Below are 13137 nucleotides of genomic sequence, written 5' to 3'. Positions count from 1 at the left end.
CTCGCGCCCCGAGCTCGTCCAGGACGGCCCCGGAGTCCTAGCTCAGACACCAGCCGCAGGGTAGCGGTCAGAACTTCGTGACCTCGGTCTTCTTCGGCTGACGGGGAACGGTCTTGGCTCTGTCGAGGTGCCCGTACACCGTCGACCTCGGCACGCCGAACATGTCGGCGATCTGCTGGGCGGTCTTCTCCCGCTCGTCATACAGCCGTTGGGCGAGCGCGGCCTGGTCTTCCCTGAGCTCGGGGCGGCGCCCGCCGACCCGGCCACGGGCCCGCGCGGAGGCGAGCCCGTCGTTCGTGTTCGCCACAATCAGTTCGCGCTGGAGCCCAGCGAGTACGGACAACATCCCGAACATCGCCCGCCCTCCATCGTCGACGTGTCGATGCCCGCGCTCGATGACGTGCAGCCCGATGCCCCTTGCTCGCGCAGATCGGCGCCGAGGGTCACCAAGTGCAGGACGGAGCGGGAGAGCCGCTCGAGCCGGGTGACCTTCGATATGTCGCCCTCGCGCAGCAACTGCATGACGAGGTCAGGCTTCGGGCGGAACGTCTTCGCGCCGCTCGCGGTGTCGACGTGGGTGTTGTCGCGGTCGACCGTTCACCGACGTTGATTCCCGGCACGAGTTGCCGACATGCCCATCTGCGGGTCCGTAGCCACGGCGCCGAGTGCCGGCAGACGATCGATTGCCGACACTCGGCCAGAGAGGAGGCCCGTTCTCGCTGCCCCGTGTCGCAGGACCGCCTACTGCGCGGCCGCTGGGACTTCCGGGCGAGGGTCGATCGGTGTGAGCACTCCGAGGCGGTCCTCGACCTCCTGGGCAGCATCCAGGCACAGGTCCTCCCGGAACGCTCGCCCGACGATCTGCACGCCGGACGGCAGGCCGTCGGTCACTCCGGTCGGTACGGCGACCCCGGGTACGCCCGCGAAGCTGGTCACCGTACACAGGCGCATGCCCGAGCCGACTCGTTCCCGTCCTGCCCGGTCGCGTGACTCCAGCCCCGGCTCGACGGCCGGCTCGGTGAACACCGGCCCGAGCACCAGCGGGTACTCGTCGAGGAACTCCGCCCAGGAGCGGCGGATGCCCAGCCAGACGCCCATCAGCTGCATGAACTCCGCCGCGGTGGCGGGCGGGGTCTTCTCCATCGTCATCTCGATGTAGCGATCTCCGCCCTCGCCGAGCAGTGTCCGCACCGCCGGCCAGGTCGGGGCGAATTCGGTCACGACGATCCGGTGGTACGCCTCAAGTGCCTCATCCAGCCGCGGAACGTCCGCCACCTCCCGCACGTCGTATCCGGCGTCCCGCAACGCGTCGGCCGCGGCCCCGACAGCACCCCGGACCGTGGGGTGGACGCCGTGGCCGCCGGGATCGGCGACGACCGCGACCTTCACCGGTCCCGGCAGCGGCTGACCGTGGACGGGCACCGGTACGGCCCGCGGGTCCCGCGGGTCGGTCCCGGCAAGCGCCTCGTATGCCAGCCGCAGGTCGGCGATCCTGCGGGCCAGGGGCCCGTCGGTGACCAGCATCTGTGAGGCCGGTCCTGGGTCGGCGGGGCCGAGAATCCGGTGGTCGGCGGGGAATCGCCCGGCGGTGGGCTTCAGTCCCGCCACGCCGCAGAACGAGGCCGGGATCCGTACTGATCCTCCGGAGTCGTTGCCGAGCCCGAGCGCGGCCATGCCGGTGGCGACGGCCACTCCGTCGCCACCGCTGGATCCTCCCGGCGTCCGGCTCCGGTCCCACGGGTTGACGGTGTCGCCGAACAGTTCGCTGCGGGTGTGCATCCCGGCCAGGATCAGGGTGGGTATGTTGCTGTGCCCGATCGGTATGGCTCCGGCGGCACGCAGCCGGGCCACCGGGGGCGCGTCGGCCGTCGCCACCAGATCGCGGAAGCGCGCGATCCCCATCGTGGTCGGCACACCTTCGACGGCGGTGGTCTCCTTCACCGTGAACGGCACCCCTGCCAGAGGCCCCAGCTCTTCGCCTGCGGCCCGGCGCAAATCCGTCTGTGCCGCGGCTTCACGGGCGCGCTCGGCCATCAGCTGCGTGACCGCGTTGACCTGCGGGTTGACGTCGGCGATGCGGTCCAGGTGGCTGTCGACCAGTTCGACAGCCGATATGTCTCCATTCCGGACCGCCTCTGCCTGGGCTGTGGCCGGCATCTTCCATAGGGCATCCCGCACGATTCTTGTCCTCCCCGTTCATGTGTCGAAGCGCTGGTGTCGAAACCATAGCCCAGAAGCGATACGATCGTATCGGAAAAAGGAGGCGCCCGAACATGCCCAAGCAGGTGGACTACGAGAGCCGACGCCGGCGGATCGCCGAGGCCGTCTGCCTCCTCGCTGACGAACACGGACCTGAGGGAGTGACCATGCGCGACGTCGCCACCCGTGCGGAGGTCTCCCTGGGCGCCGTTCAACGTTGCTTCCGCAACAAGGAGGAGATGCTCCTGTTCGCCGTCGACCACGTCGGCGAGCGCATCACCGAACGTGTACGGACCCGCCTGTCCAGCAGCCCGGCCCAGTCAGCCGCTACCGCCCTGGGCCACGCGGCAACCGAAATCGCCCTGCTCCGCAGACAGCACCGCGCCGAGGCACGGGTGTGGCTCGCGTTCGTCGCCCAAGCCGCCGTCAGCGAGCCACTCGCCGCCAAACTCAGAATCAGTTACGCGGCTCTCCAGGACCTCCTCGCCCGCCTCCTCACGGAGGCCAGCGAGAGCGGCCCGGCCGACGACAACCCTGCGACGCTCGATCCGCAGCGCGAGGCCCGGGCCCTGCTCGCCCTCGCGGACGGCCTGACCAGCCATGTGCTCATAGGGCACTTGACCGCTGAGGATGCCGAGGACGCCCTGCACGCGCATCTGGTCCGCCTCTGGGAACGCACCCACACCAGCCGTCCCGGAAAGGCCGTCTGACACTCGTGAAAGCCGGACAGAGGAAGAGAGCACCACCAGACCGATCATCTGGTGAGAGCTTGAGGTCGGAAAGGACTCAGAGGTCGTTGAGTCCGAGCTTCCTTGGTTCCTGATCGCTCGATCGCGGTACTGATGGCCGCCCGCGCCGTCCGGGGCTGACCGCCTACGAGCAGGCGCTCAGCGGCCTGGCCACGCCTCCAGTAAGCCGACTCCCACCTGGCGTTCCCCGGGACAGCGGCGAGCGGGGAGGTACTGGCGGAGGCGGAGCAAGGTTCACAGAACACGTGATTCAATGACCGAATGGTGGAGGATCGTACATTTCTGGGGCCGCTGGAACTGACCAACGGCCGTTGGGGAGTCGGGGACGCCACACGACCTGACGCCCACTGGGTGGAGTTCCGTCCGGACGGGCTCTGCCAGCACCAGCCGGACTCCGAGGGACAGTTGATCCCGTGGTCCAGGATCATGAATGGCATCTGGATCACCTGGGGCAAGCGCTCCTGGAACACACACAGCAGAGGCGTATATACGCTGAGGGGAATGGTCGCCACGCGCAACGGCGGCTGGATGCACACGACACTGCGCCACCCGTACGAGGACCACCAGCTACGCTTCGACCAGCACACACGCCCGTACCGGGCGGTGGACGCCCTCCGGCTGGAGTCCCTGCTGCGGCAGCTCACCACTGAGGGAAAGCTACATCTCCTCAGCGACCCGGAATGGGTCGGTCGTGCCGCGGCGTACCTGGCCGACGGGAAAAGCCGCTGGATTACCAGCCGTGCACTGCGGCAGGTGGCGGCGGAGGCCCTGGCAGCAGCCGGCCCTGGCAGCCCCTGACAGCCGCCATCGCCATCGGCGCCGTGGGCGGACAACAGACATCAAGATTGCCACTGCGGACTGGGCACAGCCCTCACCCCGCCATCGTCGGAGAACACCCTGTGTGCGTCGCATGCGAGGTCATGGACGTGTATCGGAAGTGGATCAACATGGCTAGGCTTTCACGGTGGTCAACTCGCTGATAGCTCCTGACGAAGTGGTGGCTCGGGTCTCGCAGTCTCATACCCGGCTGCTCGAACTGGTCGATCAACTTGATGACCGGGAGAAGGACGCACCCTCCACTCTGCCGGGGTGGACCCGTGGGTACGTCCTCCAGCACCTTGCCGACAACGCCCGCGCCTTCGAGCGGCAGGCACTGGCGGCTCTACAGGGCGAGTGCGTCGCCATGTACGAGGGTGGCCAGGCAGAACGCGACCAGTCCATCGCCCAGGGGGCGGCTCGGCCCCTGGGCGAGCTCCACGAGGACCTGACGCTGGCCCAGTCGGCGCTGGAAGCTACGTGGAGTCGGCTGACGGCCGCGGACTGGCGGCGTACGGTTCGGTTCCGTCATGCCAGGTTGCTGGACACCGCGCTGGCGCGGTGGCGGGAGGCAGAGATCCACGCTGTTGACCTCGCGGTCGGATACCGTCCCCGCGACTGGCCGCGGGATTTCGCCCTGCACGCGCTGGACTTCCTGTCCGATCGTGCCCCCGTCAGCACGCGGCTGGTGCTGCGGGCCACTGACGATGAGTTCTCCCGGGTGCTGGGTACGGGCACGGCGGTCGAGGTCCGCGGAGCAGTGCGTGACCTTGCGGCCTGGATGGCTGGCCGTAGCACCGATGATCGCCTGGAGACGACCGGCTCCCACTTGCCGGAATTGGGGCCTTGGCCGCCTGACCCCGCAGACTGATGGGCAGGCGGCACGGATCTGAAATGATCTTGCGTCATGGCGCGCAGGGATCTGACAGGTGACCAGCGGGCTGCGCCGGAACCTCTGTTGCCTGTGAGGAAGAAGCCCGGACGGCCGCCGACGTGGGAGCGGCGGCAGCTGATCGACGGCATACGTTCCCGGATCCGCACCGGAATCCCGTGGCGGGACACCCCGCCCGAGTACGGCCCGTGGGGTCGGGTCCTCCCGCTGGTACCTGTCGAGATCAGGATCGATGCCCAGGTCCACCGCCAGGTCGAACGTGTCGAACCCGGCCGCGGTACGGGTCATCGGCCGCCCGCCCCGCACATCCAGGACCGCGTGGGAGCGGACCAGGTCCCCACACATGCGGAGGCGAGCGCGGTGGGAAAAGGCACGGGTACAGCCAGGCTGCGGCTACCCGGGGCCCGTGCGGCAGAGGACCCCGACCGCGAGACGCGTATCGCCGTCGACTTCCCTCTCCCCCAGTCGCTCGACGAATACGTCCAACAGAGCTCCCACTACCGCGAACTGGTCGCCGCGAGCGGCCTGGACGACCAGGCCAAGCGCGCCGTCCGCGATGGCCTCCACGTCGACCTGCGCTGGATCCTCCTTCACCTCACCGAGGAGACAGCCCGCCACAACGGCCACCTCGACATCCTGCGCGAGATGCTCGACGGCACGACCGGTGACTAGGCCGTGCCTCTTTGATGGGTTGGTCAATTGATCGGATGTCTGTCCGGTCAGTGATCGCTGATGCGATGTGGGGACCGGGTCGAGCCTTTGATGCCGGCCGATCCGGTCTGCGGACGTCGGTGGGCCGACCATCGCCGCACGTCCGAGGCCATCGCCTGGAAGTACGCACCAGCTCGCCCTGGCGGGACCTTTCCCGACGAGCCCGGATCGTTCCAGACCGCTCACAAGCGGCTGATCAGGTGGGCCCGGACGAACAAGGTCAAGAAGGTCGCCTCCCGCCTGACCTGAGCCCGCCCACCCCGCCCACCCCGGCAGAAACGGTCGGCGAGTACCCCACCGCCCCGTCGGTCGCTGCCGGACCGCGCGGAGGACCCGGCCGGGAGGCCGGTGAGCCAGCGGGTGCGGCAGCTGGTGAGAAGGGGAAACTGGTCACGATCGGCCTCGACACCTGAGTGCCGAGCCCACGCGTTCTGAGGTGAGCCATGAACGTGGAAGCTGACATCCCGAGCCTCGTCGGCGTCCACCACCTGAAGTTGCCGGTACGCGATCTGGCCCGCTCCGAGGCGTGGTACGGGCGCACGCTCGGCTATCGGCGGGCAGCCGAGTTCGTCGAGCAGGGGGCGTTGATCGAGATTGTGCTGAGCCACCCGGCCGGCGGACCGGACCTGGTGCTGCGACTCGCCCCGGACTGGGCCGAGGCCGCCGCCGGCTTCGACTACTTCGCGATCGCGGTGCCCGACAGCGCCGCGATCGACGCGCTCGCCGCTCGTCTGGAGGCTCTTGATGAGCCGCACGGCGGCGTCTGGCGCGGCCTGCGCGGATGGGTGCTGCCGCGGCTGTACGACCCCGACGGTCACGAGGTGCGCTTCTACACCCTCGAGGAACACACCTCGGGCGAGCCCGGCGAAGTCATGCGCATGGTGGACCCGCAGGAAAGCGCCGAGCAGGTGCGGCCTCCCGCGCCGTAGGCGGCCGCCGGGCTCGGCCGCTGCCTTTCACCTCACCGCCGGCCAGGCCGGTGACGCACCGGCCTTCGCCCTGGTGATGTCCCGCATCCGCGTGCCCCGAACCGGGCCGGGCAGGCCCCGGACCAGGCCCTCAGCGATCTTGGCCGACCACGCGTACTCCTCCCGCGCCGTCCGGTCGCAGCTGCGGCGCCGCGGAATCCGGGCGGTCGTTCCTCAGCCGTCCGACCAGATCGGCCACCGCTTACGAAGAGGCCGCCAGGGCGGCCGCCCGCCCCATCCTGATCCGGACCCGGCACTGACCAAGTGGGCTGTGCGGGCGGTCAGCGCACCAGGGGGAAGGTCGAGAGGATCTCGTGGTGCAGCAGGGTAAGGAACTCCGGCTCGATCTCGCCGCGTTCGACGGCGCGGTCGAAGAGCGTTCGCCGACCTGGAAGAGGTCCTCCAGCGGGAGCACTCACGCGGTGACATACCGCCATGAGGCGCACATCGCTGGGCCGACGGAGTGAGCGGTCACTCGGGCAAGGCCCGCACCGGGCAGAGATCAGCGCATCCACACGCGGACCGACGGCAGAAGCACTGGTGCACAGGCGACCGATAGTGAGAAGGGGCCGGGCATGCTCGAACTGCGACCGACGGTGGTCGGAGCGGCCGGACTCGTCGACGACCCGCTCACAGCGTCCGACGCCACCAGGGCCGTCGAGGCCGTCCTGGCCAGATTCCTCGACGCGGAACTGCGCCGGACCCGTGAGGTGGACCCGCTCTTCGCGCGCGACGTGGCCGGCCGTGTCAGCGCATTCGTCCGACGCGGCGGGAAGCGACTGCGCACGGCGTTCCTGTGGTGCGGATGGCGGGCGGCAGGAGGGTCGGACGATCCCACGGCGGTCCTGCGCACCGGAGCCGCGATCGAACTGCTCCAGGCATGCGCTCTCCTGCACGACGACCTGATGGACGGATCACCGCTTCGCCGCGGCGCGCCGGCGATGCACGTCGACCTCGCCTGTCTGCACCGGACCTCACGGATGTCCGGCTCACCGGAGTCGTTCGCCGTCGCCGCCACGGTGCTCGCCGGCGATCTGGCGCTGGCCTGGGCGGACGATCTGCTGATGGAGACGGCCCTCGGCTCGCCGCACGGAACGCGGTTGTACCGCGAGTGGAGGGCGATGCGCGGGGAGATGGCCGCGGGGCAGTACCGCGACATCCACGCGCAGGCCGTCGGCACCTCCGGCGTCGACGAGGCGTTGACCATCGCCACGCTCAAGAGCGCCCTGTACACGGTCGAGCGCCCGCTCGCGCTGGGGGCTTCGCTGACCGTGGCCGACGAGTGCGTCCTTGACGCCCTGCGTTCCGCCGGCCGCTGCGCGGGGCTCGCCTTCCAGCTGCGCGACGACCTCCTCGGCGCCTTCGGCGACCCGTCAGTGACAGGTAAACCGGCCGGGGACGACCTGCGGACGCGCAAGCTCACGTACCTGCTCGCCGTCGCCGTCGAGCTCGCCGACACCTCCGGGGACAAGGAGGACGCGCTCGCGCTCGCGCCCGGCCCCGCCTACCGGTCCGACGACGCCGTCGAGCGGATGCGGGCGGCTCTGGAGCGGACCGGAGCCCGGGCCGAGGTGGAGTCGAAGATCAAGGAGCTGGTGGCGACGAGTCTGTGGCACTTCGAGACGACCGGCGCGGACGCCGCGATGCGGCGGGAGTTCGCCGCGATGCTCGAACGCGCGTCGGGCGTTGCCCCGGACCACGCCGGGGAGGGCCGGTGAAGACAGTAGCGGGACCGACCGACCATGTCGTCGTGGTGGGTGCCGGACTGTCCGGTCTCGCCTGTGCCCTCCATCTGCTGGGCACCGGCCGGCGGGTCACGGTCGTCGAACGGGACACCGGCCCCGGCGGCCGGGCGGGCCGCGTGCAGCTCGGCGGATACCTGATGGATACCGGCCCCACGGTGCTGACCATGCCACATCTGGCCGACGAAGCCTTCGCGGCCGTCGGCGACAGCCTCGCCTCCCGCGTCGAACTGGTGGCCCTGCACCCGGCCTACCGGGCACGCTTCGCGGACGGGACCTCGCTCGACGTCCACACCGGTGGCGAGGCGATGGAGGCCGAGGTCCGGCGCTTCGCGGGACCCGCGGAGGCAGCGGGCTACCGCGAGCTGCGGCAATGGCTGGAACGGCTGTACCAGGCGCAGATGCGACGCTTCATCGACACCAACTTCGACTCGCCCTTCCAGCTCCTCCACCCGGACCTCGCACGGCTGGCCGCACTGGGCGGCTTCGGACGGCTGGACGACCGCATCGGCCGCCACCTCTCCGACCCCCGGTTGCGCCGAGTCTTCTCCTTCCAGTCCCTGTACGCCGGAGTCGCACCCGCCCGGGCCCTCGCGGCCTACGCCGTGATCGCCTACATGGACACCGTGGCCGGCGTCTGGTTCCCCAAGGGCGGCATCCACGCGCTGCCCCGCGCCATGGCCGACGCGGCACAGGACGCCGGCGCCGACTTGCGCTGGTCGGCCGAGGTCAGCACGCTGGAGCGTTCGGCCGGTCGGGTGCGTGCCGTACGTCTGTCGTCGGGCGAACGGATTCCCTGCGACGCGCTGGTCTTGACCTGTGAACTGACTGCCGCGCACCGGCTTCTGGGGCGTGCCCCCCGGCGTCCGGTGCGGCTGCGTCACTCGCCGTCGGCTGTGATCCTTCACGCCGGAACGGACCGTACCTGGCCCGGTCTCGCCCACCACACGCTCTCCTTCGGCACAGCGTGGGAACGTACATTTGAGGAACTGACGCGCTCCGGCAGGCTGATGAGCGACCCTTCGCTGCTGATCACCCGTCCGACGGCACACGATCCCGCCCTCGCGCCGCACGGCCGACATCTCCACTACGTTCTGGCTCCCTGTCCGAACACCGACGTCGGCCCCTCCGCCGCCGCCTGGCGCGACCTGGGCCCGCGCTATCGCGACAGCGTGGTCGCCGAGCTGGAGCGCCGGGGCCTCGACGGGCTCGCGGACAGCATCCAGGAGGAAATCTTGGTGACCCCGCTGGACTGGACGGCACAAGGCCATGGCGCGGGCAGTCCCTTCTCGGTCTCCCACAGCTTCGCCCAGACCGGTCCCTTCCGGCCGCGCAACCTGGTACGCGGGCTGGACAACGTCGTATTGGCCGGCTGCGGGACCACTCCCGGGGTCGGCGTGCCGACGGTGCTCATCAGCGGAAAGCTCGCCGCCGCCCGCATCATGGGCGGCGTTCGGCCTCCGAGCCGCGCGCGGAGCGCCTGCCTCGACGGTGGCAGGTGCCGATGACCCGTCGTGAGCTGGACGCCGCCGGGATCACCGATCCCTCGCTCCGCGCCGCCTATACCCAGTGCCGGCGACTCAACGCCCGCCACGGAAAGACCTACTTCCTGGCCACCCGCCTGCTGCCGGTGGAGCACCGCGCCGCCGTGCACGCGCTGTACGGCTTCGCCCGCTGGGCGGACGACATCGTGGACGACTTCCATCGGCGCCGGACACCCGGCGAGCGTGACCAGCTGCTGCGACGCCTGGAGCGCGACCTGGCACACGGGCTGCTCACCGGTTCCGGAGGTCACGAGCCCGTGGTCCGGGCCCTGGCCGACACCGCCGACCGTTACGACATCGACCCCATGCTGTTCGCCGACTTCATGGCCTCCATGCGCAGCGACCTGAGCGTCACGGACTATCCGACCTACGCGGATCTGCGGTCCTATATGCACGGCTCGGCCGCGGTGATCGGGCTCCAGATGCTTCCGGTGCTGGGGACGGTTGTCCCCCGTGAGGAGGCGGCGCCGCACGCGGCGGCGCTCGGTGTGGCCTTCCAGCTCACCAACTTCCTCCGGGACGTGGGCGAAGACCTGGACCGCGGCCGTGTCTACCTGCCGGCGGACCTGCTCGCCAGTCACGGCGTGGACCGGCCGTTGCTGGAGTGGAGCCGCCGCACGGGGCGCCGGGATGCCCGGATCCGCGCGGCGCTCGTCGCCGCCGAGGCCATGGCGCGGGACGCGTACCGGCAGGCGGAACCGGGCATCGGCATGCTCGACCCCCGGGTGCGCCCCTGCATCCGCACCGCGTACACCCTTTACAGCGGAATTCTCGACGCGATCGCGCACCACGACTACACCGTGCTGCACCACCGCGCGGTGGTGTCGCGCGGTCGCCGTACCGCCGCAACCGCCGCCGGAGCCGTCCAGGTGGTCGGGGCGCGGTTGCGCGCCCGCGCCACGCGCCCGGCGCCTTCGGCGACCGGCAGGACATTGGAGTGGAAGGGACCCGTGCGGTGAATGACCGAGTCCGCTGGACAGCACCGCTGCGACGGCGCCGCGGCCCGGACTGGGCAGCGCAGACACCGACCTGGCAGGAGGCACGGCCGACGATCATCGCCGATGCCCTCAAGCGGGCCTCGGCACGTCGCTCCGGCAACTGGTTCGTCGTCGGCGCCTCCCGGGACATCCGCGCCGACGGCCGCCCGCACGGCAGGACGGTAGGCGGCGTGGAGGTCGTACTGTGGCGCTCGGACAAGGGTGCCCTGCATGCCGGCCCGGGCGCTTGCCCGCACCTCGGCGCTCCCCTGCGCCAGAGCCGCGTGGTGTGCGGCACCCTGGTCTGCCACTGGCACGGCTTGGCTCTGGACGGAACTCCATTCGCCGGCTGGGATCCGTACCCGGTCCACGACGACGGCATCCTGGTGTGGGTACGGCTGGACACGGTCGGCGGCGAGGACGGTTCGGAGCACCCGGTGGTTCCCGTGCGTCCCGTGGCGGGCAGCGGGGTGGACGCCGTGTTCACCGCCGTGGGGCGGTGCGAACCGCAGGATGTGGTCGCCAACCGGCTCGACCCGTGGCACGGCGCGTGGTTCCATTCGCACTCCTTCGTCGACCTGACCGTGACGCAGCAGCCGCAGGCGGAGGCGGACGCCTTCGTCGTCGACGTCTCCTTTCGGGTAGCCGGTCGTCTGGTGGTACCGGTACGGGCCGAGTTCACCGCGCCCGAGCCGCGCACAGTCGTCATGCGCATCACAGAGGGCGAGGGCACCACCTCCGTTGTCGAGACGCATGCCACGCCGCTGACCGGTGCGGGCGACGAGCGGCCGAGGACCGCCGTGGTGGAGGCGGTCGTCGCCGCGTCGGACCGGCGGGGCTTCGGGCTGGCACGCGCCGCCGCGCCCGCCCTGCGCCCGTTGATGCGCCGGTCGGCCGGCCGCTTGTGGCACGACGACCTGGCCTACGCCGAACGACGCTGGGCGCTGCGCAGCACCGGACGGCTCCCGGGGTGAGGCTGGAAGCCACGGTGCCGGGTCGGCTCAGCGCGCCGCGAGGGCTCCAAGTGCCCGCAGCATGACGGATCGGCCCGCTCGAGGGACGGTCCACAGCACCTGGCCCCGAATGCCCCGGTCGGCAAGCAGGGCGCCTGCCGCCAGGAAGCCTGTGGTGGCGGCGCGTTCCATCAGGGCGACGGGGAGGTCGCAGCGGATCGCGTCACCGGCCAGCGTCAGCCATGAGTGAGGGGTCCGCACAGCGGGACGCCGGTGGTACGTGCCGACCGGGAAAAGCGGGCAGTCCGAGCGCCACTCGTGTCGCGCGTCGACGATCCGCGCCTCGCGGGTCTCCGGATACACCTGGCGCAGACGGTCGATGAGCCCGCACTGCACCTTCTCCGCTTCCTCGTCGGCGGCAACGGCGTAGGCGTGCAGTTCTACCACCGAGCCTCCGTTCCTGGCGGCCCAGCGGGCGGCCTCGCCCTCATAGCGTTCCAAGACGCTGACGTTGTCGAGGTCGCCGTACCCGCTGGTGCCGAGGAACCCGGGGCGGTCCGCGCGGAGCGGCCGGTCGAGCCAGAGCCGGGAGACGAGGAACGGCGGGGCGGTGTGAAGGGCGGCGATGTCGTCACGCCAGGCGGCGGTGCCCAGGCCCGGTGACGCGGCGACGACCTGGCGCAGGGATCCGGGGTCGAGGGCGAGAACGGCCGCCTCGTGGCGGTCCACGGCGGTGTCGGTCCACACCTCCGCTCCTCCGTCTTCGCCGGGTCGGAGGCTGTGGACCGGGGTGCCGGTGCGGACGTCCGCCCCGAGACGCTGTAGGTAGTCGCCGAGCGGCTCCCAGAGCGCCTGCGGGAAGGGTTCGTTCGGTACGTCGAAGAGCAACCCCTCGGCCGAGCCCAGAAAGTAGATGTGGAACATCAGCAGGAGTTCCGCGGCGGACAGTTCGCGGGGGTCGGCGAAGAAGCTGCGGGAGAACACCTCGAACGCCAGGTGCCGCGCGGCTTCGGGGAAGCGGACCCGTTCCAGGAAGGACGTCGCGCTGAGGTCGTCGAAGCGTTCGTAGACCTCGGGCACACGGACATCGAGAAGCGGCAGGGCGGCACGGGCGTCCATGGCAGCGAGGTCGCGCCAGCCGAAGGTGGGGCTCAGGGCGACGAATCCGAGCGCGCTGAGCGGTGGTGTGCGGGGGACGCGGGCGAAACTGTCGGTCAGGCCAACGCTGTGCCGCAGGGGGTAGTCGGGCAGGGCGGTGAGCCGGGTCAGGGCGGGGTCGGTGCGCCGCAGCAGTCCGCGCAGGTTGTAGTACTGGCGGAAGAAGGCGTGGAACCCTCGGCTCATGGTCACCGTGGAGCCGTCGGACAGACGGGTGCGATGGCCGGCGAGACGGCCGCCGAGCCCTTCCTCCCCTTCGTAGAGGGTCACGCGGGCGCCGCGTTCGGCCAGCAGGGTTGCTGCGGCGAGGCCGGCGATCCCGCCGCCGATGACGGCGAGGGACGGCGCGTCCGCCCGCTCGAACCGGTCCCGGCCGGACGCGGGCATCAGAACCTCGGCTCTGCGGTCGCGGCCCCGCCGGGCGGTGC

13 protein-coding genes and 3 pseudogenes are annotated in these 13137 nt (G+C 70.7%); 12 read left to right on the top strand and 4 right to left on the bottom strand.

The window, feature by feature from the left end; translation table 11 throughout:
• Window positions 1–67 precede the first annotated feature (67 nt).
• From AB0C66_RS17680 to AB0C66_RS17670, 3 genes and pseudogenes are all read right to left on the bottom strand, one after another.
• A complete protein-coding gene (locus AB0C66_RS17680; protein ID WP_362438837.1) occupies window positions 68–307 on the bottom strand; it encodes a helix-turn-helix domain-containing protein in 240 nt (79 codons plus the stop codon).
• A 12-nt stretch (window positions 308–319) separates the two neighbouring features.
• Window positions 320–522: pseudogene (locus AB0C66_RS17675) on the bottom strand (recombinase family protein); the annotation flags it as partial.
• Between the two features lie 219 nt (window positions 523–741).
• Window positions 742–2178 carry an amidase gene (locus AB0C66_RS17670; protein WP_362438655.1) on the bottom strand — a complete coding sequence of 479 codons (1437 nt, stop codon included), beginning with the start codon at window positions 2176–2178 and terminating at the stop codon, window positions 742–744.
• Between the two features lie 95 nt (window positions 2179–2273).
• Between AB0C66_RS17670 and AB0C66_RS17665 the strand changes: the two genes are divergently transcribed.
• The 12 genes and pseudogenes from AB0C66_RS17665 (at window position 2274) to AB0C66_RS17610 (ending at window position 11572) form a co-directional block, all read left to right on the top strand.
• Entirely contained in the window at window positions 2274–2909 is a 636-nt protein-coding gene (locus tag AB0C66_RS17665; protein ID WP_362438652.1) for a TetR family transcriptional regulator C-terminal domain-containing protein, read from the top strand.
• A 300-nt stretch (window positions 2910–3209) separates the two neighbouring features.
• On the top strand, window positions 3210–3746 hold the full coding sequence (locus AB0C66_RS17660; RefSeq protein WP_362438649.1) for a hypothetical protein: 537 nt from the start codon (window positions 3210–3212) through the stop codon (window positions 3744–3746).
• A 166-nt stretch (window positions 3747–3912) separates the two neighbouring features.
• Window positions 3913–4635, top strand: a complete 723-nt coding sequence (locus AB0C66_RS17655) for a maleylpyruvate isomerase family mycothiol-dependent enzyme (RefSeq protein WP_362438646.1) — start codon at window positions 3913–3915, stop codon at window positions 4633–4635.
• A gap of 93 nt (window positions 4636–4728) precedes the next feature.
• Window positions 4729–5328: a DUF664 domain-containing protein gene (locus AB0C66_RS17650; RefSeq protein ID WP_362438643.1), complete on the top strand. Its 600-nt coding sequence runs from the start codon at window positions 4729–4731 to the stop codon at window positions 5326–5328.
• A gap of 35 nt (window positions 5329–5363) precedes the next feature.
• Window positions 5364–5574: pseudogene (locus AB0C66_RS17645) on the top strand (transposase); the annotation flags it as partial.
• 236 nt (window positions 5575–5810) lie between these two features.
• On the top strand, window positions 5811–6296 hold the full coding sequence (locus tag AB0C66_RS17640; protein ID WP_362438640.1) for a VOC family protein: 486 nt from the start codon (window positions 5811–5813) through the stop codon (window positions 6294–6296).
• Window positions 6297–6369: 73 nt separating this feature from the next.
• Window positions 6370–6570 (top strand): annotated as a pseudogene (locus AB0C66_RS17635) (IS5/IS1182 family transposase); the annotation flags it as partial.
• A gap of 82 nt (window positions 6571–6652) precedes the next feature.
• Window positions 6653–6802 (top strand): hypothetical protein, encoded by a 150-nt coding sequence (locus tag AB0C66_RS17630; protein ID WP_362438637.1) that lies wholly within the window; start codon window positions 6653–6655, stop codon window positions 6800–6802.
• Window positions 6803–6910: 108 nt separating this feature from the next.
• The gene (locus tag AB0C66_RS17625; RefSeq protein ID WP_362438635.1) at window positions 6911–8053 is read left to right on the top strand and encodes a polyprenyl synthetase family protein; all 1143 of its coding nucleotides are present in this window, start codon (window positions 6911–6913) and stop codon (window positions 8051–8053) included.
• The gene (gene crtI, locus AB0C66_RS17620) at window positions 8050–9585 is read left to right on the top strand and encodes a phytoene desaturase family protein (protein ID WP_362438632.1); all 1536 of its coding nucleotides are present in this window, start codon (window positions 8050–8052) and stop codon (window positions 9583–9585) included. Before AB0C66_RS17625 ends, crtI begins: the two co-directional genes overlap by 4 nt.
• Window positions 9582–10580, top strand: a complete 999-nt coding sequence (locus AB0C66_RS17615) for a phytoene/squalene synthase family protein (RefSeq protein ID WP_362438629.1) — start codon at window positions 9582–9584, stop codon at window positions 10578–10580. Before crtI ends, AB0C66_RS17615 begins: the two co-directional genes overlap by 4 nt.
• Window positions 10577–11572: a DUF5914 domain-containing protein gene (locus tag AB0C66_RS17610; protein ID WP_362438626.1), complete on the top strand. Its 996-nt coding sequence runs from the start codon at window positions 10577–10579 to the stop codon at window positions 11570–11572. Before AB0C66_RS17615 ends, AB0C66_RS17610 begins: the two co-directional genes overlap by 4 nt.
• Window positions 11573–11599: 27 nt before the next feature.
• Here AB0C66_RS17610 and AB0C66_RS17605 read toward each other — a convergent pair whose 3' ends face one another.
• Window positions 11600–13096, bottom strand: a complete 1497-nt coding sequence (locus AB0C66_RS17605; protein WP_362438834.1) for an FAD-dependent oxidoreductase — start codon at window positions 13094–13096, stop codon at window positions 11600–11602.
• Between the last annotated feature and the right edge of the window lie 41 nt (window positions 13097–13137).

The sequence above is a fragment of the Streptomyces sp. NPDC048636 genome, assembly GCF_040650655.1.
Taxonomy (GTDB): domain Bacteria; phylum Actinomycetota; class Actinomycetes; order Streptomycetales; family Streptomycetaceae; genus Streptomyces.
This window is presented reverse-complemented; position numbering and strand designations above follow the sequence as displayed.

Bases quoted from the DNA above. Each gene is read 5' to 3' on its own strand.
- AB0C66_RS17640 (WP_362438640.1), top strand. From the start codon at position 5,811: ATGAACGTGGAAGCTGACATCCCGAGCCTCGTCGGCGTCCACCACCTG.
- AB0C66_RS17615 (WP_362438629.1), top strand. From the start codon at position 9,582: ATGACCCGTCGTGAGCTGGACGCCGCCGGGATCACCGATCCCTCGCTC.
- AB0C66_RS17625 (WP_362438635.1), top strand. From the start codon at position 6,911: ATGCTCGAACTGCGACCGACGGTGGTCGGAGCGGCCGGACTCGTCGAC.
- AB0C66_RS17605 (WP_362438834.1), bottom strand. From the start codon at position 13,096: ATGCCCGCGTCCGGCCGGGACCGGTTCGAGCGGGCGGACGCGCCGTCC.
- AB0C66_RS17665 (WP_362438652.1), top strand. From the start codon at position 2,274: ATGCCCAAGCAGGTGGACTACGAGAGCCGACGCCGGCGGATCGCCGAG.
- AB0C66_RS17660 (WP_362438649.1), top strand. From the start codon at position 3,210: ATGGTGGAGGATCGTACATTTCTGGGGCCGCTGGAACTGACCAACGGC.